This window comes from Pseudomonas sp. 1 R 17, from assembly GCF_900067035.1.
GTDB classification, from domain to species: Bacteria; Pseudomonadota; Gammaproteobacteria; order Pseudomonadales; family Pseudomonadaceae; genus Aquipseudomonas; species Aquipseudomonas marginalis.
Genome location: NZ_FKLB01000064.1, coordinates 72,297 through 93,884, shown reverse-complemented (window position 1 = coordinate 93,884; position 21,588 = coordinate 72,297). Strand labels below are relative to the sequence as shown.

Here is a 21,588-nt window from a genome sequence, read left to right as displayed (position 1 = left end):
GATGCAGGTGCCGTCTGTTGTAACGTTATTGTTTCTGGCACCTGGGGCCCATGCCAGGCTCATCGAGAATGGCACTGAAACCATTGACCATGACGCCTATATCGATACGTTTGAGCTGCAAAATGCCACGCTCAACGTAATAGACGGACGGACACTGGACGTTTATGCCAATGCTTCGAGCCTGAATGTCAGCCAGAACAGCTTGATCATGGGCACTGTCGTCGCCCAAGGCGGCTCGAATGTGAATGTAGGCGCCAGTCGCGTCACCGCTTCCGGCGCGTTCCAGACCGGCATCACTTTGCTCAGCAGCACAGCACAGATCAACGACAGTGTGATTTCCAGTGCTGACTACCATGGGATGGTGGTCGGTAAATTTACCACCTCAACCCAGGCGTCCACGGCAACCGCAAACGGCAGTGTCATCGTGGGCGCAACCGGTGGTGCCGCCGTTACCGGCGGTAGCCTGCTGGAAACCGTAAATAGCCAGGTAGTCGGTACCGGCGCGGACAGTTTCGGGTTGAGCCTGCAGAGCGCCACGGCGCGTGCCTATCAAAGCAACATCACTGGTGGGCGCAACGGCGTGGAAATGTCTTATGACCGATATGCGCCGGGGGCCAATACGCTGCTTCTGGACCAAACCCACGTGACCGGCGTCACCGGTGCTGCGCTGCTGGTACAGGGGGCCAGGGGCCAGGGCGCCGTGGCGGATATTGTGGTACGCAATGGCTCGACCCTTACCGGCGGCAATGGCCATTTGCTGGAAGTAAAAGGCAACTCCACGGCGAACATGAGGGTCGAGAACAGCTGGCTTCAAGGTGACGTCATTGTCGAGTCCGGCAGCCAGGCTCATCTCAAGCTTAATGATCGGGCCTCATTGATCGGCCGCATGGAGAACGTTTCATCCCTGGAAGTAGGTGATGAGTCCCTGTGGATCATGACCGGCCATAGTCAGGTCGGCGATCTGAGACTGGCCGACGGCGTGGTCAAGTTCGGCGACGATGACGCTTTTTATCGGTTGGACCTGGAGCGCCTGTCGGGCCAGGGCACCTTTGCGATGGGCACTGATTTTGCCCGGGGCCTGACTGACTTTTTGAATATCAGCGGTGAGGCCACCGGTCATCATGGCCTGTTGCTCGCCAGTAGCGGTGCAGAGCCCGGCAATCCTGGCGCGGTGCATATCGTCCATACCGGTGGCGGTGACGCGCAGTTCGAGTTGCTGGGCGGGGCGGTGGACGTTGGGGCCTGGTCTTATGGACTCAAGCAGGAAGGCAACGATTGGTTCCTCGACCCGAACAATCGTATCGTCAGCCCAGGTACCCGCTCGGTACTGGCGTTGTTCAATACGGCGCCGACCGTGTGGTATGGCGAAATGACCTCCCTGCGCAGCCGCATGGGAGACCTTCGCTATAGCGGTGTCGAAGCCGGCGGTTGGCTGCGTGCCTACGGCAATAAGTACGAAATCAGCGGTGGGGACGGCGGAGCCTACGATCAAAACCAGCGCGGTTTCTCTCTGGGTGCCGATACACCGGTAGGCGACGGGCAATGGTTGCTGGGGGTGATGGCCGGTCACAGTACTTCCGACCTGGATCTCAGCCGGGGTACCTCGGGTACGGTGCAGAGTTACTACGCGGGCCTGTATGCCACCTGGCTGGATGAAGAGAGCGGGTATTACCTGGATGGGGTGGTCAAGGCCAACCGCCTGAACAACAATGCCAAGGTCGGTTTGAGTGACGGCAAGCAAACCAAAGGTAACTACAGCACCAATGCGCTGGGTGCGTCCGTGGAGGTCGGTCGTCATATCAAACTCGACGATGACTTCTTTGTCGAACCGTTCGCCCAGGCCTCCGTGGTGACGGTACAAGGCAAGAGTTATCGCCTGGACAACGGCCTGAAAGCCAAGAACGATCACACCGACTCGGTACTGGGCAAGTTGGGCGTAACGGTGGGGCGTGACTTCGTACTGGACGATGGCAGCGTGCTTCAGCCGTACTTGCGCGCCGGCGTGGCCCATGAATTTGTCAAGAACAACAAAGTCATGGTCAACAACCAGACTTTCGACAATAACCTCTCAGGTTCCCGCATCGAAGTGGGGGCGGGGTTCTCGGTCTCGTTGTCCCAGAACCTGCAGGTGCATGCCGACTTCGACTACGGCCAGGGCAAACATGTTGATCAACCGTGGGGGGCGAATGTCGGCGTGCGCTATAACTGGTAATCCGACAGTGGCGGTACGCTTTAAACAGGTTTAACAAAACGCCCCGGATCCGGGGCGTTTTGTCAGGACTCATCTGACGTATTTTTTGTGTTGAACAGGATTTGCATATTTATTTCGTTGTCGTCGATATCCTTGAGGTAAACGTTGAGTGCGCCCTCGACCGTATTGCCGTTAGGGTCGTGAAAAAACTCGATGGTACCCCGGTGTGCCTGATAAGCCGGGACAGGCGTGTCGTTGACGGTCATGAGAATCACCGAGTATCGAGAGGGGGACTGGGTGTCTGGAATTGAATAACGACCGGACGGCAAGTCTTCGCTGTGGTATTTGAAAATCACCCTTTGTCTCGATGTTTCACCCGGTGGAATTTTCATGGCGCCTTCAGTCAGCCAAAAGTTGTTTTTCCATTCATGCTCAATAAAGTCTGCCTTGAAATCCTCACGTCCAATTTTGCCTTGAAAATATTGCTTAGTCGTTTCTTCGGATTTAGCTTTTCGTGCGGTTGCAGTGGTCATGATTGAGTTCTCCTGCGATGGGTTGTACCCGTGTGTGTGATGAGCGCGCTAATTGGGTGTGTTTGCTGAGGCGGTGAATAATTTCAGGGACAGGTTGTCGACCACGAGGAAGGTCTCGCCCAGAATCCGTAGCGTGAACTCCGGTATTCCTTCCGGAATGGTCAACGAGTGAGTGTAAGTGTCCCAGCCGCCGCCGCCGCGAAGTTCTATTTGCTGCACGCTGTCCGGTGTGAGCTCGAATATTGCGAATCCATGACCGCCTGAGGGGGTCATTGCCTCAATGGAAAAATCGTAGGTTTGTCCTGGTGTGACGGTAATCACCTGCTCAATGAATCCACCCAGGTTTGCCTGGCACCTGTTGTCATGGATCGAGACAGATCCAGGAGGAATTTCCGTGATACTCCAATCCTTGCCGTTTTCGGCGAAATCACCATTGCGGATCAGTTCGATGGGGATGACGGTGCCTTCATCTTCCACCAGCCTGACGTTATCGAACCACACTTCCCCGGCGTCACCGATCAGTTGTACGGTGATACCGGTCGTGCCTGCGGGGGTGTTGAACGTGATCGATCGGTGGGTCCAGCCGTGGTTCCCCGTCAGCCCGATGGATTCACTTGTATCCGACGGTCGAAATGTCAGCCGGGCAGAACCGGCACCCTCATAGGTAATCAACGTATAGGCACTGAAGGTGTAGGAGGTGCCGCCGGAAGCAGGCACCTCCTGTTCCGCGCGTCCCGTGGCAGTGATGATGCAGTGTTGACGTGAAAAATCCACCCGGCCTGGAGCGGTGGCCGTGGCGGTCCAGGAGGTCCCGTGCCTGGCGAAGGTGCCATTTAGAACCAGATTATTGATCATCGGTTGTTCTGACATGAATCAACCCCCGCGCCCTTTAAATGGGTTGCTGTGGTGTGCGACTCAATTCAGCGCCATCTGCGCCGAACGCACAACTGTCAGAACTAACAGGTTCCCCGTGCCATTCGTCGGTTGTCTACGCCGGGTGCCACATCCCCAGCCAGGCAGACGCCAGCAATAGGATCGCCATGCATCGATTGAAGCGTTGCATGGCCTTGGCCGACCCCACTAAGCGGGCGGAGCCTGCGCCCAGCAACGCCCACATCCCAAGACATGGCAGGGAAACCGCAAAAAACACCAGGGACAAGGCCAACACCCGCGCCTCACGCCCCTCTCCCTGCCCGGCAAACACACTGACCACCGCCAACGCCATCATCCACGTCTTCGGATTGACCAGTTGCAGGCTGGCCGCACCGAGCAGGCCCAGGCGTTTCTGTGGGGCATCGGTGTCAATGGCCTGGGCCGGCGCGCTGAATATCTGCCAGGCGAGGTAACTCAGCCAGGCGATACCGATCCATTGCATGGCGGTTTGCACTTGCGGCAGATGGACCAGTGATTCGCCGATGCCTGAACCGACCGCCAGCACGATCCCCGCCGCACCGGCGCACGCCCCGAGGATGATCGGTACGGCTGCCCGCAGCCCATGACGCGCGCTGTTGCTGAGTACGAGGATATTGGTGGGCCCGGGGGTGATGGAGGCAACGAAGGCGAATAACAGGAAGGGCAGGAAGGTGGATGGCATACAGGCGGACTCCAATGAACAGATCAGGGCTGTCCATCTTCACAAGCCTGTGGCTTACCTGTCTGGAAGGTTTGAGCAGCGCTTGCGGTAGGCCGCCGGTGTCAGTCCATAGGCGCGCACGAACCAGCGGCCCAGGTGACTTTGATCGGCAAAACCCAGGGCCATCGCTACGTCGGCCGGTTGCTCGCCCCTGGCCAACGCGTGCCGGGCGCGGGCCAGGCGCAATTGCACCAGGTAAGCGTGGGGCGGCAACCCAAAGGCGCTCTTGAACGCGCGGCTCAGGCGGAAGCGGTCGACGCCACAGGCCAGGGCCAGTTCGTCCATGCCGACATCGTGATGCAGGTGGGCGTGCAGGTACTCCCGGGCCTTGTGAGCCACCTGCGGCAGGCGTGGGTCTTCACGGTAACGGCTGCGCCAATACAGTTGGCCGGTGAGGTGTTCGAGCAATTGGTCCATGGCGCGCTGGCGCACGATGCGCAGTTCACCGCTGTGCAGCGTCTGGAAGGCCTGGCTGGTGACCAGAGCCAGGCGCGGGTCGCTGGTCAAGGTGGTGGCGAAGCTCAATTGACTATGGGGCGGCGCCTCTTCGAACACCGCACTCACTTCTCGCGCCAGCCACTGCGGGTCGAGGTACAGCATGTGGTAGGTAAAGCCGTCCGGCGTGGGCGCGTCGCCGTCATGCAATTCACCGGGCTCCACCAGGAACACCTGGCCGGGCACGCTGTTGTGGCGGGCGCGGCGACAGTTGAACTGCTGCACGCCTTGTTCGGTGACGCCGACCAGATAGCTGTCATGCCAGTGGGGGTCATAGGCGTGACCCTCGAAATGCGCGCGCAGGGTCTCGATGCCGGTGTCGGCGTCCTGGGACAGATCGATCCAATTATGCGCAGCCATAAAACACCGGGACGGAATGTGTAAGGGTATTAGCGCCCAACGGCACCAGGGCGTCTAGAAGGTTTGTGCAGCCTAGCCGAACAGCCCGGCGGCGATGTTGATCGAGAACCCCAGGATCGCCGTATTGAACAGAAAACCGATCAGCGATTGCCCCAGCACTACCTTGCGCATGCCGCGGGTGGCGACGCCGACGTCAGAGGTTTGCACCGCCACGCCGATGGTGAAGGAGAAATACAGGAAGTCCCAGTAGTTCGGCGTCAACAGTCCTTCGGCAAAACGCAACGCCGGTTCCTTGCCGTTCCAGGTGTAATACAGGCGGGCGTAATGCACGCTGAAAATCACCCCGATCAACAGCCATGAACCGATCACCGTCAGCCCGGTAAACCCGTAGTGCAGCAGGCGCTCGGAAGTGGCCAGGTCTTTGCTGCCCACCAGTTCGAAGGTGATGGTGGCGAGGCTCGCGATGGCGGCGATGCACACCGTGAACAGCACCAGCCCGGCGTTTTCGTCCTCGATTTCGGCGATGCGCTTCACATCGTCGGCCCTGGCACGGCTGGTCAACCACAGCATCAGTACCAGGTAGGTCCAGACCCCGGCGTTCCAGCCGATGAGGATTTTGCTGGCGAGGGTGTCGGCCGGCGCCAGGATGCCGACGGCAAGGCCGAGCACAGCGGCGGCGGAGAGGCGAGGGTGGGTACGGGCTAGAAAAGGCATGGCAGCTCACAGATGGTTACCTGTGAGCACCTTAGCGCATTTTTGTTGTGGCAAGCGGGCCCGCCACCGTTACAGTGTCCCCCAAAAAGCCTTAGCGCTTTTTGCGCACCAGCTTCATGACCACCACAAAGAACACCGGCACAAATACCACCGCCAGGGTCGCGGTGATCATCCCGCCGATTACCCCGGTACCAATCGCCTGCTGGCTCGCCGAACTGGCACCGGTGGCAATCGCCAAGGGCACCACGCCGAGGATAAACGCCAGCGACGTCATGATGATCGGGCGCAACCGGAGTCGTGCGGCTTTCAGGGTGGCGTCGATGAGGTCTTCGCCCTGGTCATACAGGTCCTTGGCGAACTCGATGATCAGGATCGCGTTCTTCGCCGACAAGCCGATGATGGTGATCAGGCCGACCTTGAAAAACACATCGTTGGGCATGCCCCGCAAGGTCACCGCCAGCACCGCGCCGAGCACGCCCAACGGCACCACCAGCAACACCGACGTCGGGATCGACCAGCTTTCATACAGCGCCGCCAGGCACAGGAACACGATCAGCAGCGACAGCCCCAACAGTATCGGCGCCTGTGAGCCGGACAAACGTTCCTGCAGCGACAACCCGGTCCACTCCTGGCCCAGGCCTGCCGGCAATTGGCTGACCAGGCGCTGGATTTCCTCCATCGCCTCGCCGGTGCTGTGGCCGGGTGCGGCCTCGCCGGAAATGGCGATTGCAGGGTAGCCGTTATACCGCGTCAGTTGCGCCGGGCCCTGGGTCCATTTGGCTTCGACAAACGCCGACAGCGGTACCATCTTTCCATCCTTGTTGCGCACGTGGATCTTCATCAAATCCGCCACCTGGCTGCGCTGGTCACCTTCAGCCTGCACCACCACGCGCTGCATGCGGCCCTGGTTGGGGAAGTCGTTGATATAGGCCGAACCGATGGCCGAAGACAGCACATTGCCCACATCCGCAAACGAGACGCCCAGCGCGTTGGCCTGTTTGCGGTCGACTTCCAGCTGCACTTGCGGCGCCTCGGCCAGGGCGCTTTCGCGCACGTTGGCCAGGATCGGGCTTTTTCCGGCGGCGTCGAGCAGTTCGGTACGTGCCGCCATCAAGGCTGCATGGCCTACACCGCCGCGGTCCTGCAGGCGGAACTCGAAACCGCTGGAGGTGCCCAGGCCATCCACGGGAGGCGGCAGGACCGCATAGGCGATCGCGTCCTTGAGCTCGCTGAAGGCCATGTTGGCGCGGTCGGCAATCGAGGCGGCGGAGTCATCGCTGCCGCGTTGCGACCAATCCTTGAGCGTGGTAAACGCCAACGCCGCGTTTTGCCCGGAACCGGAGAAGCTGAAACCCATGATCATGGTGGTGTCGCCCACCCCAGGCTCGCCGGCGTTATGCGCTTCGATCTGTTCGGCCACCTGCAGCGTGCGGTTCTTGCTCGCGCCGGGCGGCAGCTGGATGTCGGTGATGGTGTAGCCCTGGTCTTCCACCGGCAGGAACGAGGAGGGCAGGCGGCTGAACATCAGCCCCAGGCCCACCAACAGCACCAGGTAGATCAGCAGGTAACGGCCGCTGCGCTTGAGGGCATAGGCGACCCAGCCTTCGTAACGGTCGGTGAGCTGCTCGAAGCGCTTGTTGAACCAGCCAAAGAACCCGCCCTTGGCATGGTGCTCGCCCTTGGCAATCGGCTTGAGCAGCGTGGCGCACAGGGCTGGGGTCAAGGTCAAGGCGAGGAAGGCCGAGAACAGGATCGAGGTGGCCATCGACAGCGAGAACTGCTGGTAGATCACCCCCACCGAGCCGGCCATGAACGCCATCGGCAGGAATACCGCGACCAGCACCAGGGTAATGCCGACGATGGCGCCGGTGATCTGGCCCATGGCTTTCTTCGTCGCGTCCTTGGGCGACAGCCCCTCGGTGACCATGATCCGTTCGACGTTCTCCACCACCACGATGGCGTCATCCACCAGGATGCCGATGGCCAACACCATGCCGAACATGGTCAGCACGTTGATCGAGAAGCCCAGCAACAGCATGGTGGCGAAGGTGCCCATCAGCGCGATCGGCACCACCAGCGTCGGGATCAGGGTGTAGCGCACGTTCTGCAGGAACAGGAACATCACCGCGAACACCAGGGCCATGGCTTCGAGAAGGGTGTAGACCACCTTGGTGATCGAGACCTTGACGAACGGCGAGGTGTCGTACGGGATCTTGTACTCCACATTGGCCGGGAAGTAGCGCGACAGCTCGTCCATCTTCGCCCGTACCAGGGTCGCGGTGTTCAGCGCATTGGCCCCCGGCGCCAGTTGCACGCTGACGGCGGTGGACGGCTTGCCGTTCAGGCGTGTGGAGAACTGGTATTCCTGGCTGCCCACTTCTACCCGCGCCACATCGCCGATGCGCACGGTGGAGCCGTCCGGGTTGGCCTTGAGCACGATATCGGCGAATTCCGCCGGCGTGGACAGCTGGCCCTTGACCAGGATCGCGGCGGTGATTTCCTGGGTCCTGGTACCCGGCAAGTCACCGATACTGCCGGCCGAAACCTGGGCGTTCTGTGCGCTGATCGCCGCATTCACGTCGGCCGGCGTGAGGTTGAAGCCGATCAGTTTCTGCGGGTCGATCCAGATGCGCATGGCGCGTTCGGCACCGTACAGCTGGGCCTTGCCCACCCCGTCCAGGCGCTTGAGCTCGTTCATCACGTTGCGCGCCAGGTAATCGCTGAGCGCCACGTCGTCGAGCTTGCCGTCGCTGGAGGTGAGGGTCACCAGCAGCAGGAAGCCGGCGGAGACTTTCTCCACCTGCAAACCCTGCTGGGTCACGGCCTGGGGCAGGCGCGGCTCCACCGCCTTGAGGCGGTTTTGCACATCGACCTGGGCCATTTCCGGGTGGGTGCCGGGCTGGAACGTGGCGGTAATCGTTGCCGAGCCGAGGCTGCTCTGGGATTCGAAATACAGCAGGTGATCGGCGCCGTTGAGCTCCTGCTCGATCAGGCTGACCACGCTTTCATCCAGGGTCTGGGCCGAGGCGCCCGGGTACACCGCGTAGATTTCCACCTTCGGCGGCGCGACGTTGGGGTACTGGGCCACCGGCAACTGCGGGATGGCCAGCAAGCCGGCCAGCAGGATAAACAGGGCGACCACCCAGGCGAAGATCGGGCGGTCAATAAAGAACTGCGGCATTGTCAAAGATCCTTATTGGCCGGAAGCCTGGGCAACGGGTGTGGGGCTGTCATCGACCTCGACTTTTTCACCGGGGCGCGCGTGCTGCAGGCCTTCGACGACGATACGGTCGCCGGGCTTGAGGCCATGGCTGACCACCCAGCGGTCGTCGATCACCGCACCCAGTTCCACCGGCTGCTGGCTGACGGTCTGCTCGGCGTCGAGCAGCAGCACCATGGGGATGCCGGCGCTGTCGCGGGTGATGGCGCGTTGCGGCACGCTGATGCCTTGTTTGTCGACGGCTTGCTCCAGGCGTACCCGCACGAAGCTGCCGGGCAACAGGTCGAGGTCCGGGTTGGGGAACTCGCTGCGCAGGATGATCTGCCCGGTGCCCGGGTCGACGCTGATCTCGGCGAACAGCAACTTGCCCGGCAGCGGGTAGAGGCTGCCGTCGTCCTGGATCAACGTGGCCTTGGCCTGGTCCTGGCCGACCTGCTTCAAGCTGCCGGCGCGGAAGGCGCGGCGCAGGTCGTTGAGCTCGCGGGTGGACTGGGTGAGGTCGGCGTGGATCGGGTCCAGTTGCTGGATGATCGCCAGGGGCGTGGCTTCGTTCTGGCCTACCAGTGCCCCTTCGGTCACCAGGGCGCGGCCGATGCGTCCGGAAATCGGCGCGGTCACGGTGGCATAGCCCAGGTTCAACCTGGCGCGCTCGACGGCGGCCTTGTTGGCGGCGACTTCGGCGTTGGTCTGGCGCAGGTTGGCGCGGGCGTTGTCGTAGTCCTGGCCGCTGATGGCATTGCCTTCCACCAGTTGGCTGTAGCGCTGCTCCTGCAGGCGCGCCTGGAACGCATTGGCCTCGGCCTTGCTCAGGTTGGCCTGGGCGCTGTCCAGGTCAGCCTTGAACGGTGCCGGATCGATGCGAAACAACACGTCGCCCTGTTTGACGTCATGGCCTTCCTTGAAGACCCGTTGCATCACCACCCCGGCCACCCGTGCGCGCACTTCGGCAATGCGTGGCGCGGCGATGCGTCCGCTCAATTCGCTGGTGATGGAGAGGGGCTTGGCCTCAAGGGTTTCGATGCGCACTTTGGCCAGGGGCATTTGCGGCGCTTCGTCGGCCGATTGGTCACAGGCACTCAGGGCCAGCATCAGGGCCAACAGGCAAAATGGCGCAAACAGATTCTTCGACATGCTCTTATCCCAATATTGACTGGCGCATCCTAAGGGCACCGGCGCTGTGGTGCTGTGAAGCTATGTAGGTCGTCTGTGAAGAAATGTAAGGTGCGGCGCGCGGGGCGCCGAGGGCGTATATCCTTGCACAATCCTGCAACACACCAACAAACCGCATTATTTGGAAACACCATGCCCAACATCCTCCTGGTGGAAGACGACGCCGCACTCTCCGAGCTGATTGCCAGCTACCTGGAACGCAACGGCTACCACGTCAGTGTGCTCAGCCGTGGCGACCACGTCCGTGAGCGCGCGCGCCTCGACCCGCCGGACCTGGTGATCCTCGACCTGATGCTGCCCGGCCTCGACGGTCTGCAAGTGTGCCGCCTGCTGCGCGCCGACTCGGCGGGCCTGCCGATCCTGATGCTCACCGCCCGCGACGACAGCCACGACCAGGTGCTGGGCCTGGAAATGGGCGCCGACGACTACGTGACCAAACCCTGCGAGCCGCGTGTGCTGCTGGCGCGGGTGCGCACCTTGCTGCGGCGCAGCAGTTTGTCCGAGCCCCAGGTGGCCAATGACCAGATCCTGATGGGCAACCTGTGCATCGACCTGTCGGAACGCACGGTGACCTGGCGCGAACAGGCGGTGGAGTTGTCCAGCGGCGAATACAACCTGCTGGTGGTGCTGGCCCGGCATGCCGGCGAAGTGCTCAGCCGCGACCAGATCCTGCAACGGCTGCGCGGTATCGAGTTCAACGGCACCGACCGTTCGGTGGACGTGGCCATTTCCAAGCTGCGCCGCAAGTTCGACGACCACGCCGGTGAAGCGCGCAAGATCAAGACCGTGTGGGGCAAGGGCTACCTGTTCAGCCGTTCCGAGTGGGAATGCTGATCGATGTTTCGTGTGCTGCTACGTCTTTACCTGATCACCATCGTCACCTACAGCGCGGCGATCTTCCTGATTCCCAAGCTGGTGATCCAACTGTTCGAACACCGCTACCTGGACTACAACGTCGAGCAGTCACGGGGCATGCAGAAGCTGATCGTCAAGCAGTACCTGCGCGCGCCGGTGGAGCGCTGGTCCCAGGTGACCGAGCAACTGGGCAGTGACTTCGCGCCCCTCAAAGTGCAATTGCTGTTGCGCCAGGACGCGAGCTACACCACGCAGGAAGCCAAACTGCTGGAGCAGGGCAACCCCGTGATTCACCTGGGGGAGTTTGGCTGGATGGAGGACATCAGCTCGCCGCTCAACGAGCAGTTCGTGGTCAAGCTGACCATTCCGCCAGACCCGCTGGACATGAACCTGTTGTACTGGTCGATGAACGTGCTGATCGGTGCGGCGTTGCTGGCCTGCCTGCTGTTCTGGCTGCGTCCGCACTGGCGCGATCTCGAACGCCTGAAAAGTACCGCCACGCAACTGGGCAAGGGCAACCTGGCCGAGCGCACGCACATTCCGCCCAGCTCCAATATCGGCAGCCTGGCGTCGGTGTTCGACACCATGGCCGACGACATCGAACACCTGCTCAACCAGCAACGCGACCTGCTCAACGCGGTCTCCCACGAACTGCGCACACCCCTTACACGCCTGGATTTCGGCCTGGCCCTGGCGCTGTCGGAGGACTTGCCGGAGGCCAGTCGCGAGCGCCTGCATGGCCTGGTTGCGCATATTCGCGAGCTGGATGAATTGGTGCTGGAGTTGCTGTCCTACAGTCGCCTGCAAAACCCGACGCAATTGCCCGAGCGTGTGGAGGTGGTGCTCGATGAATTTATCGACAGCGTGTTGGGCAGCGTCGATGACGAGCTGGAAAACCCCGAGATCGTCATCGATGTGGCACTCGACTGCGCTGTGGAACGCTTCAGCCTCGACCCGCGCCTCACCGCCCGTGCCTTGCAGAACCTGTTGCGCAATGCCACGCGTTACTGCGACAAGCGCATTCAGGTGGGCGTCAAGGTCTGCGCCAAAGGCTGTGAAATCTGGGTGGATGACGATGGCATCGGCATTCCGCTGGACCAGCGCGAGCGTATCTTCGAGCCCTTTTACCGCCTCGACCGCAGCCGCGACCGCTCCACCGGTGGCTTTGGCCTGGGCCTGGCCATCAGCCGGCGAGCCCTCGAGGCCCAAGGTGGCACCCTGACCGCACTGGCCTCGCCGTTGGGCGGCGCACGGTTCCGGGTGTGGTTGCCCACGGCTGCCGATTAGAAAATCTCCCGGGGAAGGCGCACACTGTGCCCCCGCTTTACCCGAGGAGAGATTGGCAATGACTGGTGTCCACACGTCTGCTCAACAAGGTTTCTCTACCCAGGCCGTCACTTACGCCCAAGGCCGGCCGAATTATCCCAGGCAGCTCACCGGTTGGCTCACGGATGTGCTCGGCGTCGATGGGCACTCACGGGTGATCGACCTGGGCGCCGGCACCGGCAAGTTCACGCGCCTGCTCAGCACCCTGGCGCCGACGTTGATCGCCGTCGAACCGGTGCAGGCCATGGGTGCGCAGTTGACCCGGCTGTTGCCGGATGTGCGCCTGGTCAACGGCACCGCCGAAGCCATCCCCCTGGAAACCGCCAGCGCCGACGCGGTGGTCTGCGCGCAAGCCTTTCACTGGTTCTCCACCCAGGCCGCGCTGGCGGAAATCCACCGCGTGCTCAAGCCCGAAGGGCGCCTCGGGCTGGTGTGGAATGTGCGCGATGAGTCGGTGGACTGGGTGGCGGCGATCACTGCGATCATCACGCCCTACGAGGGTGACACCCCGCGTTTTCACTCCGGACGCTGGCGTGAAGCCTTCGACGGCAAGTACTTTTCAGTCCCCGAAATGACCTGTTTCCCCTATAGCCACGTCGGCAGCCCACAGGAAGTGATCATGGATCGCTTCCTCTCCGTGAGCTTTATTGCTGCGTTGCCCGAGGCTGAAAAAGCCCTCGTGACCGAGCAGTTGCGTGGCTTGATCGCCAGCCATCCAGCCCTGAAGGGCCGCGACACGGTGGCGTTTCCTTATCAGACCCAGGCGTATGTCTGTCGTCGACTGCCATAAAAGGCATAAAGTCAGATCATATTGATATAAGTCGTTATAAGAAAAATCGCTATCCTGCGGCCAGAAATTTATAAGGCCGCGGGTAGCGTTGATGGAAGTGGGTAACTTTGGTTTTGTAATTGCGGGCCTGATCGTTGGTTTTATCGTCGGCATGACCGGTGTCGGCGGGGGCTCCTTGATGACCCCGATCCTGTTGTGGTTCGGCATCAACCCGGCCACGGCCGTGGGCACTGATCTGCTGTACGCGGCCATCACCAAATCCGGTGGCGTGCTGGTCCACAGCAAGAACAAGAACATCGACTGGACCATCACCGGCTGGCTGACCCTGGGCAGCGTGCCTGCGGTGTTGCTGACCCTGTGGTTCCTCGCCAGCCTGCACACCGACCCCAGCGCCATGAACGCGGTGATCAAGCAGGCCCTCGGCGTGGTGCTGCTGCTGACCGCCCTGGCGATCCTGTTCAAGCAACGCCTGCTGGCGTTCGCCCAGCGCCACGCCGGCGATCACTACCATATGAACCCGCGCAACCTGAATGCCCTGACCGTGGTGACCGGTGCGGTGCTGGGGACCATGGTTGCGCTCACCTCCATCGGCGCCGGCGCCCTCGGTACGGTCGCGCTGTTTATCCTCTATCCGTTCCTGGCCACGCGCCGCCTGGTCGGCACCGAGATCGCCCACGCCGTGCCCCTGACCCTGGTGGCGGGCCTGGGCCATGCCGGCATGGGCAATATGGACTGGCACCTGCTGGGCTTCCTGCTGATGGGGTCGCTGCCGGGCATTTACTTCGGCAGCCACATGACCGGCAAGGTCCCGGACGGCGTATTGCGCCCGTGCCTGGCGATCATGTTGATGACCATCGGCTACAAATTGGCCTTTTGAGGCGCACACGGGATTCAACTACACAGGCAGGGGCCAAATGTGGGAGGGGGCTTGCTCCCGATAGCGGTGGATCAGTCAACTGATGAGGCGACTGACAAACCGCCATCGGGAGCAAGCCCCCTCCCACATTTTGACTGTGACCAACCTTGACTCAGGCTTTCGCCGGGCCATTGCCGATCTGCCACACAAACGGCGGCTCGGTGCCATTGATCACCCAGTCCCCCACGATCCGCGCCTTGTAGATCACCGGGTTGTGCGACGACACGGTCCGCGCATTGCGCCAATGGCGGTCGAGGGACTTGCCCTGGCGCACATCCGAGGCCCCCAGTGCGTTGAACAACTCACTGGTGGCGCGCTGGATCAGCTCCGACACCACCACCTGCGCTGTGGCCGACTCGATTTCGGCGGCCACGTTGGCTTCGCGCTCGCCCCCCTCATCCCCACCGAAACGCGCCAGGTACGCCCGCTGTGCCGGTACCGCAGCCCTCAGCGCGCTGGCTTCGGCGGCGTAGACCAGGGCGGCGACTTCGCCCACCACCTGCTGGATCTGGGCATCCTGGCTGACGTGCTGGGCATTGCCATGGCTGTAGATGCGCTTGCGGCTGCGCACCTGGTGGGCCACATCGCGCAACGCGGCGCGGCCGATACCGGCGAGGCTGGCCAGCAGGACAAGTTGGTAGAACGCGGTCTGGTATTTGAAGCGGGTCGCGAAGTCGATGACGTTTTCCGCCTCCACCACCGCATCGGTGAAGCGCGAGGTGCCGCTGCCGGTGGTGCGCTGGCCAAAGCCATCCCAGTCATCGCTGTGTTCCACGCCGGGCTGGCGCGCGCGGGTGGCGGCGATCACATCGCCGCCGGTGTCGCTGCGCTGGGCGTACACGTCGATCCAGTCGGAGAAAATACTGCCGGTGCTGTAGAACTTTTCACCGTTGAGTTTCCACTGCTCGCCGTCCGGGCTGACCTTGGTGACAACGTCGCCAATGGCCACGGTGCCGATTTCGGTCCAGGCGCAGCCGACGATGTCGCCGTCGACAAAGCGTTTGAACCACAGGTCGCGGCCGGCACTGGGCGGCGCATTCAGGCGGTCTTCGGCAAAGGCGAAATGCCCGCGCAGGGCCTGGGGCACGTTGGAGTCGGCCTCGGCCAGTTCGATCAGCAGTTCGAACAACTGCGGCAGCGAAGCACCGCCACCGCCATATTCCACCGGCACCCGCACCGCGCCGAAGCCGGCTTCCTTGAGCCACTGGATCGGCTCGTGGGGCAGGGCGCGGGTTTGTTCGCGCTCCACTGCGCCAGCGGCGATGCGCTGGAAAATCGGGCGAAAGCGCGCCGCCAGCGTGGGGTAGTCGACGCCGACAGACAACGGGTTGATAACGTGGTGTTCGGTCATGAGCAAGGCTCCGGGGCAGTGATCGGTGCAGGGAGTGATTGCACAGTCCGTGCCGGGTGCCAGGGCCAATGTTTACGGGGGATGCATGCGGTTTACTGTTGCCCTGGCAACAGCAAATCGACAAACCGTCGCAATCCCTGACATCGGCATTCAACGCCTCCCAGCCCTGAATACATGCCGCACCCCTTGTGGCGCGGGCGTTTGCCTCCGCCTGGCACGCTTGCTGCTCCACACCTCGGTACATTCCTTTATGCGAGGTACCGTTCGATGAGTCAGCAAGCCGTGAAATTTGCCTATTGGGTGCCCAACGTCAGCGGTGGGCTGGTGGTCAGCAAGATCGAACAACGCACCCACTGGGGCATCGACTACAACCGCAAACTGGCGCAATTGGCCGAGGAAGCCGGCTTCGAATACGGCCTGACCCAGATCCGCTTCACCGCCGGCTACGGCGCGGAAAACCAGCATGAGTCCGTGGCGTTCAGCCACGCCTTGCTGGCCGCGACCACCAAGCTCAAGGTTATCGCCGCGATCCTGCCCGGCCCGTGGCAACCGGCGCTGGCGGCCAAGCAACTGGCGACCATCGACCAGCTCACCAATGGCCGCATTGCGGTGAACATCGTCAGTGGCTGGTTCAAGGGCGAGTTCCAGGCCATCGGCGAACACTGGCTGGAGCACGACGAGCGCTATCGCCGTTCCGAAGAATTCATCCGCGCCCTCAAAGGCATCTGGACCCAGGACGACTTTACTTTCAAGGGCGACTTCTACCGTTTCAACAACTACACCCTCAAGCCCAAGCCCCTGGGCCAGCCGGAAGTGTTCCAGGGCGGCAGTTCGCGAGCCGCGCGAGACATGGCGGCGCGCGTGTCGGACTGGTACTTCACCAACGGCAACACCCCGGAAGGCATCAAGGCCCAGGTCGATGACATTCGCGCCAAGGCTGCCGCGAACAACCATTCGGTCAAGGTCGGCGTGAATGCGTTCATCATCGCCCGCGACACCGAGGAAGAAGCCCGCGCCGTGCTCGCAGAGATCATCGACAAGGCCGACCCGGAGGCCGTGAATGCCTTTGGCGACGCGGCCAGGCAGGCCGGCAAGGCATCACCCGAAGGCGAGGGCAACTGGGCCAAGTCCAGCTTTGAAGACCTGGTGCAGTACAACGATGGCTTCAAGACCAACCTGATCGGCACCCCGCAGCAGATTGCCGAGCGCATCGTCGCGCTCAAGGCGGTGGGCGTGGACCTGGTGCTGGCGGGCTTCCTGCACTTCCAGGAAGAAGTGGAGTACTTCGGCAAGCGCGTGTTGCCGCTGGTGCGCGAGCTGGAAGCCAAGGCCGGGATCAAGCAGGTGGCCTGACCAAGGTTTTCTCCAGGCGCAGGGCCGGGGTGTGGTCTGCGTAGTAATCGTTGACCTGGGCGAAACGCCGGTAGCCGTTGCGTTCATACAGCGCCAGGGCGCGGGGGTTGTCGGTGCGTACCTCCAGGCGCAGGTGGGTGCAACCGTGCGTCACCGCGCAGGCCTCGACATGGCTGAGCAACTGCTTGCCCAGCCCGAGGCTGCGTGCGTGCTCGGCAATGGCGATGGAATACAGGCGCGCGAACACGCTGCCACGACGAAACAGCACCAGCGCATAACCGAGCAACTGCCCGTCCTGTTCCGCCACCAGCAACTGGCCGTGGGCGCGGCTGATCATCCAGTGAAAACTGCGCGATGAGAGCCGGTCGGTGGTGAAACACGGGTGCTCCAATGCGACTAATGCCGGTATATCGCCGGGTAATGCAATGCGAGAGAAAAGAGCCATATAACCGCCGTAAAAGTTGCGTAACGAAACGGGACTTCCCTAAAAGATCGTGCTTAATAGAAAAGGTCGAGTTCTCTAAAGCGGATCAAATATTATGTCGGCGGTACAAGGTCATTGGCGTGAAGTATCCGAGCAAATCGTCGCGGCGACAATAACATCGAAGGGCTTTTTTTCTGCGCCGCCTCGAAGTAACAGTCAAGTGGTGATCATTGTTGAACGCAAGGAAGATTGGGCCTCCTACTTTCCCAGCGAAGACATCGTCACCGCCCAGGAGTACCTGGAGCAAACCCGGCAGAACGAGTCAGGCAAGCGGGTGCAGGTGATTAACCTGTGCCGCAGCTACAAGTACCTGGGGCACGGCTACTACTGCTCGTTGCTGGCCGAAGCGCGCGGACACAAGGTGATTCCTTCGGTGCGCACCATCAGTGAGCTGACTAAAAAGTCGCTGTACGGCCTGGCGCTGGATGACTTGGATAAAACCCTTGATAAAGCCTTGAGTCATCACCTCTACAGTAATACCGAAGGGTTTACCCTGACACTTTACTTCGGCAGGACCAATATAGAACCGTTGCAGGAATTGGCCCGTCAGTTGTTTGAAACATTCCCATGTCCGATATTGTTAGTTGAGTTCAGAAAACATAACGGTTGGCATATCGTAGGGGTCAAGTCCGGCGTATTGCACAAGTTACGAGACGACCAGGAAGATCAATTCACCCACGCCCTCGATAACTTCAGCCGCAAGATCTGGCGCCAACCTCGTTCGCGGCGCCTGGCCCGTTACGACCTGGCGATCCTGCACGATCCACAGGAGCAGTTGCCACCGTCCAACGCCCGTGCCTTGGAGAATTTCATCCGCGTGGGCAAGGGACTGGGCATCGATGTGGAGCTGATCGAGCGCAAGGACTACGCGCGCCTGGCCGAATACGACGCCTTGCTGATCCGCGAGACCACCAGTGTCGACAACCATACCTACCGCTTTGCCAAAAAAGCCGAAAGCGAAGGCCTGGTGGTGATGGACGACCCGGCATCGATCCTGCGTTGTACCAACAAGGTCTACCTTACCGACCTGCTCAACAGCCATCAGTTAGGTATGCCTGCCACCGAGATTCTCTACAAGGAACGACCGCAGGACTTCGAGCGGGTCGGCGAGCGCCTCGGGTTTCCGCTGGTGTTGAAGATTCCCGACGGGTGTTTCTCCCGTGGCGTGATCAAGGTCGAAAGCCAGGAAGCCTTGCTCAAGGCCACTGCCGAGTTGTTCGAGCATTCGGTGCTGCTGCTGGCCCAGGAATTCTTTTACACCGAGTACGACTGGCGCATCGGCGTACTCAACCGCAAGCCGATCTTCGCCTGCCAATACTTCATGTCCAAGGGCCATTGGCAGATCTATAACCACAAGGCCATCGGCCAGGCCATCAACGGCGAATGCCGCACCCTGGCCGTGCATGAAGCGCCCAGGGCGGTGGTGGAACTGGCGGTGAAGACCGCCAACCTGATCGGCGACGGCCTCTACGGTGTGGACCTCAAGCAGTCCGGCGACAAGGTGGTGGTGATTGAGGTCAACGACAACCCCAACCTGGATGCCGGCATCGAAGACGCCTACTTGCAGGACGACCTGTACAGCCTGGTGCTGGAAGAGTTTGTGCGGCGCCTGGAGTTGAAACGCCAGGGCCAGGTCTGGTGAGTGGCTGAGTGCATGCCACAGGTGTTTAAAGTCGCGCCGCGTAGCCAACCGCGCAAATCCGTAGCAACTGCCTCGCCGGGGCTCGACAGCTGCTACGGATTTGCGCGGTGTTGCATAAGGCGGTATCTACGGCGGTGGGTGAATCAAGGGCGGGTTTGCAGGGTAAGGACTTCAAAGCCATCCGCCGTCACTGCCACCGTATGTTCCCACTGCGCCGACAGGCTGTTGTCCTTGGTCACCACCGTCCAGCCGTCTTTCAGGCTGCGCACCTTGGCGCCGCCCTGGTTGAGCATCGGTTCGATGGTGAACACCATGCCTTCACGCAGTTCCAGCCCGGTGCCAGGGCGGCCGAAGTGCAGGATCTGCGGCTCTTCATGCATCTGCTTGCCGATGCCATGGCCGCAGTATTCACGCACCACGCTGTAGCCATTGGCCTGTGCATGGCTCTGGATCGCATGGCCGATATCCCCCAGGCGTGCGCCGGGCTTGACCTGGCGGATCCCGGCCCACATGGCCTCGAATGTCATATCCACCAGGCGCCGCGCCTTGGGCGCGACGGTGCCGATCATGTACATCTTGCTGGAGTCGGCGATAAAGCCGCCTTTTTCCAGGGTGATGTCGATGTTGACGATGTCGCCCTCCTTGAGGATTTCCTTGGCGCTGGGCATGCCATGGCACACCACTTCGTTGATCGAGGTGTTGATGGAGAAGGGGTAGTCGTATTGCCCGAGGCTGGCAGGGCGGGCTTTCAATTCGTTGCGGATAAAGGCTTCGACGGTGCTGTCCAGTTCCAGGGTGGAACGGCCGGCGGCGACAAACCCGTCGAGCATGTCGAACACTTGGGCCAGCAGGCGTCCGGACTCGCGCATCACAGCCAGTTGGGCGGCGGTCTTGATCATCAGCTGCGCCCCCGGATCAGGTCGGGCTTGTCCAGCAACAGTTTGTTGATCAGCTCGTGGTAGGGCAGGCTGGGATTGAGTTCGGCGAGCAGGCCGACCTTGATCCAGAACTCGGCCTGGGCGTTGATGGAACGGTCCATGGCCGCACTGGCCAGACGCAGTTGTTCGTGCAGTTGGTCGCTGATCTTGACGATGCCCATGAGGTTCACTGTAGTGGTTGTATATACGAATCGTATATGTTTCGTATGTCGTCAGTAAACATGATGTTGACTTGATCCGGATGGCCGGTTAATTTCCAGGCATGACCTACCCAGCCTTCCGCAGCCAGCCAAGCATTATTACCGCCATTCCTCATTTGGCGGGATAGCACACGGCTGCACCCCAACCCGCCTTAGAGGCGGGTTTTGTTTGTTCCGTCTCCAGGGCCTTTAAAAACCAGGAGACACCCCATGAGCACGTGCCCCGCCCCGTCTACCGCTGATACGGCATTGCTTGAACACTATGTGAAAAAGATCCTCGCCGCGCCGGTCTATGACCTCGCGGTGCGTACGCCCCTGCAAGCCGCACCGGCACTCTCGGCAATGCTCGGCAACCAGGTGCTGCTCAAGCGTGAAGACCTGCAACCGACCTTTTCCTTCAAGATTCGCGGCGCCTACAACAAGCTGGTGCAGCTTACCGGCGCGCAGAAAGCGCGCGGTGTGGTGACGGCGTCGGCGGGTAACCATGCGCAAGGCGTGGCACTGGCGGCGAAGACGCTGGGGCTCCAGGCGCGGATCGTGATGCCGTGCAGTACGCCGGAATTGAAGGTGCTGGGCGTGCGCTCCCGGGGCGCCGAAGCGGTGCTGCACGGCGAGAGCTTCCCGTTTGCCCTGGCCCATGCGCTGCAACTGGCCGAGATGTCCGGCTGCACCTTCGTCTCGCCCTTCGATGACCCGGAGGTGATCGCCGGCCAGGGCACGGTGGCCATGGAAATCCTGCGCCAGCAACAAGGCCCGTTGGACGCGATCTTCGTGCCCGTGGGCGGCGGCGGCCTGATCGCCGGCATTGCGGCCTACGTCAAATACCTGCGGCCCGAAGTGCGCATCATCGGGGTCGAGCCCGAAGGCTCCAGTTGCCTGCTCGCCGCACTGCAGGCCGGGGAACGGGTGGTGTTGCCAAGTGTCGACGGGTTCGCCGATGGCACCGCAGTCGCGCAGATCGGCGCCTATGGCTTTGAGATCTGCCGCGATTGGGTCGACGAGGTGATCACCGTCAGCAATGACGAACTGTGCAGCGCAATGAAGTTGATCTATGACGATACGCGTTCCATCACCGAGCCTTCCGGTGCGTTGGCGGTGGCGGGGGTTCGCAAGTACGTGGCCAGTCGTGGGGTGAGTGGGCAGACCTTGGTCGCAGTTAATTCAGGCGCAAATATCAACTTTGATAGTTTGCGATATGTTGCTGAAAGAGTGGCGGCACAAGCTGCAGTTTAATTCGAAGCGTGGGGTTAAACGATTAATCGAAGCGGTTCGACGATGATTTAACTGGGGTGACCTAAGCTATATAAATTCCTACATTGCTTATGAAGAAAAGTTACAACAAAAACGGAATTTGCCGAGTAGGCTGGTAAAGGTAAGCGTCTTCCAGGGCTGGCGAGACGTGGCAGGCACGGGCCTG

General features: G+C 61.3%; 18 protein-coding genes and 1 pseudogene. 8 read left to right on the top strand and 11 right to left on the bottom strand.

Translation table 11 applies throughout. From position 1 onward, the window contains the following. The first annotated feature begins 1 nt into the window (after position 1). The gene (locus BFP99_RS27020) at positions 2-2,212 is read left to right on the top strand and encodes an autotransporter outer membrane beta-barrel domain-containing protein (protein ID WP_141690832.1); all 2,211 of its coding nucleotides are present in this window, start codon (positions 2-4) and stop codon (positions 2,210-2,212) included. Positions 2,213-2,274: 62 nt separating this feature from the next. Here the strand turns inward: BFP99_RS27020 and BFP99_RS27015 are convergent, their stop codons facing one another. The 7 genes from BFP99_RS27015 to BFP99_RS26985 all read right to left on the bottom strand — a co-directional run bounded on the left by BFP99_RS27015 (position 2,275) and on the right by BFP99_RS26985 (position 10,277). Further along, a complete protein-coding gene (locus tag BFP99_RS27015) occupies positions 2,275-2,724 on the bottom strand; it encodes a hypothetical protein (protein ID WP_065948651.1) in 450 nt (149 codons plus the stop codon). A 48-nt stretch (positions 2,725-2,772) separates the two neighbouring features. Further along, positions 2,773-3,594 (bottom strand): hypothetical protein, encoded by an 822-nt coding sequence (locus tag BFP99_RS27010; RefSeq protein ID WP_141690831.1) that lies wholly within the window; start codon positions 3,592-3,594, stop codon positions 2,773-2,775. A gap of 118 nt (positions 3,595-3,712) precedes the next feature. Further along, entirely contained in the window at positions 3,713-4,318 is a 606-nt protein-coding gene (locus BFP99_RS27005; protein ID WP_065948649.1) for a LysE family translocator, read from the bottom strand. 54 nt (positions 4,319-4,372) lie between these two features. After that, on the bottom strand, positions 4,373-5,212 hold the full coding sequence (locus tag BFP99_RS27000) for an AraC family transcriptional regulator (protein ID WP_065927865.1): 840 nt from the start codon (positions 5,210-5,212) through the stop codon (positions 4,373-4,375). 72 nt (positions 5,213-5,284) lie between these two features. Further along, positions 5,285-5,926 (bottom strand): DUF1345 domain-containing protein, encoded by a 642-nt coding sequence (locus tag BFP99_RS26995; RefSeq protein ID WP_053135146.1) that lies wholly within the window; start codon positions 5,924-5,926, stop codon positions 5,285-5,287. A gap of 91 nt (positions 5,927-6,017) precedes the next feature. Continuing rightward, positions 6,018-9,107: an efflux RND transporter permease subunit gene (locus tag BFP99_RS26990; protein ID WP_065948648.1), complete on the bottom strand. Its 3,090-nt coding sequence runs from the start codon at positions 9,105-9,107 to the stop codon at positions 6,018-6,020. Between the two features lie 12 nt (positions 9,108-9,119). After that, a complete protein-coding gene (locus tag BFP99_RS26985) occupies positions 9,120-10,277 on the bottom strand; it encodes an efflux RND transporter periplasmic adaptor subunit (RefSeq protein WP_065948647.1) in 1,158 nt (385 codons plus the stop codon). Positions 10,278-10,448: 171 nt separating this feature from the next. Here BFP99_RS26985 and BFP99_RS26980 point away from each other — a divergent pair, with 171 nt between their 5' ends. The 4 genes from BFP99_RS26980 to BFP99_RS26965 all read left to right on the top strand — a co-directional run bounded on the left by BFP99_RS26980 (position 10,449) and on the right by BFP99_RS26965 (position 14,164). Then, complete coding sequence (locus BFP99_RS26980; protein ID WP_027606419.1) at positions 10,449-11,150, top strand: response regulator transcription factor; 702 nt, start codon at positions 10,449-10,451, stop codon at positions 11,148-11,150. Between the two features lie 3 nt (positions 11,151-11,153). Continuing rightward, the gene (locus BFP99_RS26975) at positions 11,154-12,458 is read left to right on the top strand and encodes an ATP-binding protein (protein WP_065927862.1); all 1,305 of its coding nucleotides are present in this window, start codon (positions 11,154-11,156) and stop codon (positions 12,456-12,458) included. A gap of 58 nt (positions 12,459-12,516) precedes the next feature. Further along, a complete protein-coding gene (locus tag BFP99_RS26970) occupies positions 12,517-13,287 on the top strand; it encodes a class I SAM-dependent methyltransferase (protein ID WP_065927861.1) in 771 nt (256 codons plus the stop codon). A 91-nt stretch (positions 13,288-13,378) separates the two neighbouring features. Beyond that, positions 13,379-14,164, top strand: a complete 786-nt coding sequence (locus tag BFP99_RS26965; protein ID WP_027606416.1) for a sulfite exporter TauE/SafE family protein — start codon at positions 13,379-13,381, stop codon at positions 14,162-14,164. 151 nt (positions 14,165-14,315) lie between these two features. Here BFP99_RS26965 and BFP99_RS26960 read toward each other — a convergent pair whose 3' ends face one another. Further along, positions 14,316-15,554 (bottom strand): acyl-CoA dehydrogenase family protein, encoded by a 1,239-nt coding sequence (locus tag BFP99_RS26960; protein ID WP_065948646.1) that lies wholly within the window; start codon positions 15,552-15,554, stop codon positions 14,316-14,318. 267 nt (positions 15,555-15,821) lie between these two features. On the opposite strand from BFP99_RS26960, the gene sfnG reads away from it, so the two are divergent. After that, positions 15,822-16,907, top strand: coding sequence for a dimethylsulfone monooxygenase SfnG (sfnG, locus tag BFP99_RS26955; RefSeq protein WP_065927859.1), 1,086 nt, complete (start codon positions 15,822-15,824; stop codon positions 16,905-16,907). Here the strand turns inward: sfnG and BFP99_RS26950 are convergent. Beyond that, positions 16,903-17,352: pseudogene (locus BFP99_RS26950) on the bottom strand (GNAT family N-acetyltransferase); the annotation flags it as partial. The gene sfnG and the pseudogene BFP99_RS26950 overlap by 5 nt on opposite strands. A 94-nt stretch (positions 17,353-17,446) precedes the next feature. Here BFP99_RS26950 and BFP99_RS26945 point away from each other — a divergent pair. Continuing rightward, the gene (locus BFP99_RS26945; RefSeq protein ID WP_065948644.1) at positions 17,447-19,033 is read left to right on the top strand and encodes a RimK family protein; all 1,587 of its coding nucleotides are present in this window, start codon (positions 17,447-17,449) and stop codon (positions 19,031-19,033) included. A 143-nt stretch (positions 19,034-19,176) separates the two neighbouring features. Here the strand turns inward: BFP99_RS26945 and map are convergent, their stop codons facing one another. Both map and BFP99_RS26935 read right to left on the bottom strand, forming a co-directional pair. Further along, a complete protein-coding gene (gene map, locus BFP99_RS26940; protein ID WP_065948643.1) occupies positions 19,177-19,932 on the bottom strand; it encodes a type I methionyl aminopeptidase in 756 nt (251 codons plus the stop codon). Further along, complete coding sequence (locus BFP99_RS26935; RefSeq protein ID WP_027606410.1) at positions 19,932-20,132, bottom strand: ParD-like family protein; 201 nt, start codon at positions 20,130-20,132, stop codon at positions 19,932-19,934. The genes map and BFP99_RS26935 overlap by 1 nt, the downstream gene beginning before the upstream one ends. Before the next feature lie 249 nt (positions 20,133-20,381). On the opposite strand from BFP99_RS26935, the gene ilvA reads away from it, so the two are divergent. Next, positions 20,382-21,404, top strand: coding sequence for a threonine ammonia-lyase, biosynthetic (gene ilvA, locus BFP99_RS26930; RefSeq protein WP_074846461.1), 1,023 nt, complete (start codon positions 20,382-20,384; stop codon positions 21,402-21,404). The last annotated feature ends 184 nt before the right edge of the window (positions 21,405-21,588 follow it).

Bases quoted from the DNA above. Each gene is read 5' to 3' on its own strand.
- BFP99_RS27020 (WP_141690832.1), top strand. From the start codon at position 2: ATGCAGGTGCCGTCTGTTGTAACGTTATTGTTTCTGGCACCTGGGGCC.
- BFP99_RS27015 (WP_065948651.1), bottom strand. From the start codon at position 2,724: ATGACCACTGCAACCGCACGAAAAGCTAAATCCGAAGAAACGACTAAG.
- BFP99_RS27010 (WP_141690831.1), bottom strand. From the start codon at position 3,594: ATGTCAGAACAACCGATGATCAATAATCTGGTTCTAAATGGCACCTTC.
- BFP99_RS27005 (WP_065948649.1), bottom strand. From the start codon at position 4,318: ATGCCATCCACCTTCCTGCCCTTCCTGTTATTCGCCTTCGTTGCCTCC.
- BFP99_RS27000 (WP_065927865.1), bottom strand. From the start codon at position 5,212: ATGGCTGCGCATAATTGGATCGATCTGTCCCAGGACGCCGACACCGGC.
- BFP99_RS26995 (WP_053135146.1), bottom strand. From the start codon at position 5,926: ATGCCTTTTCTAGCCCGTACCCACCCTCGCCTCTCCGCCGCCGCTGTG.
- BFP99_RS26990 (WP_065948648.1), bottom strand. From the start codon at position 9,107: ATGCCGCAGTTCTTTATTGACCGCCCGATCTTCGCCTGGGTGGTCGCC.
- BFP99_RS26985 (WP_065948647.1), bottom strand. From the start codon at position 10,277: ATGTCGAAGAATCTGTTTGCGCCATTTTGCCTGTTGGCCCTGATGCTG.
- BFP99_RS26980 (WP_027606419.1), top strand. From the start codon at position 10,449: ATGCCCAACATCCTCCTGGTGGAAGACGACGCCGCACTCTCCGAGCTG.
- BFP99_RS26975 (WP_065927862.1), top strand. From the start codon at position 11,154: ATGTTTCGTGTGCTGCTACGTCTTTACCTGATCACCATCGTCACCTAC.
- BFP99_RS26970 (WP_065927861.1), top strand. From the start codon at position 12,517: ATGACTGGTGTCCACACGTCTGCTCAACAAGGTTTCTCTACCCAGGCC.
- BFP99_RS26965 (WP_027606416.1), top strand. From the start codon at position 13,379: ATGGAAGTGGGTAACTTTGGTTTTGTAATTGCGGGCCTGATCGTTGGT.
- BFP99_RS26960 (WP_065948646.1), bottom strand. From the start codon at position 15,554: ATGACCGAACACCACGTTATCAACCCGTTGTCTGTCGGCGTCGACTAC.
- sfnG (WP_065927859.1), top strand. From the start codon at position 15,822: ATGAGTCAGCAAGCCGTGAAATTTGCCTATTGGGTGCCCAACGTCAGC.
- BFP99_RS26945 (WP_065948644.1), top strand. From the start codon at position 17,447: ATGTCGGCGGTACAAGGTCATTGGCGTGAAGTATCCGAGCAAATCGTC.
- map (WP_065948643.1), bottom strand. From the start codon at position 19,932: ATGATCAAGACCGCCGCCCAACTGGCTGTGATGCGCGAGTCCGGACGC.
- BFP99_RS26935 (WP_027606410.1), bottom strand. From the start codon at position 20,132: ATGGGCATCGTCAAGATCAGCGACCAACTGCACGAACAACTGCGTCTG.
- ilvA (WP_074846461.1), top strand. From the start codon at position 20,382: ATGAGCACGTGCCCCGCCCCGTCTACCGCTGATACGGCATTGCTTGAA.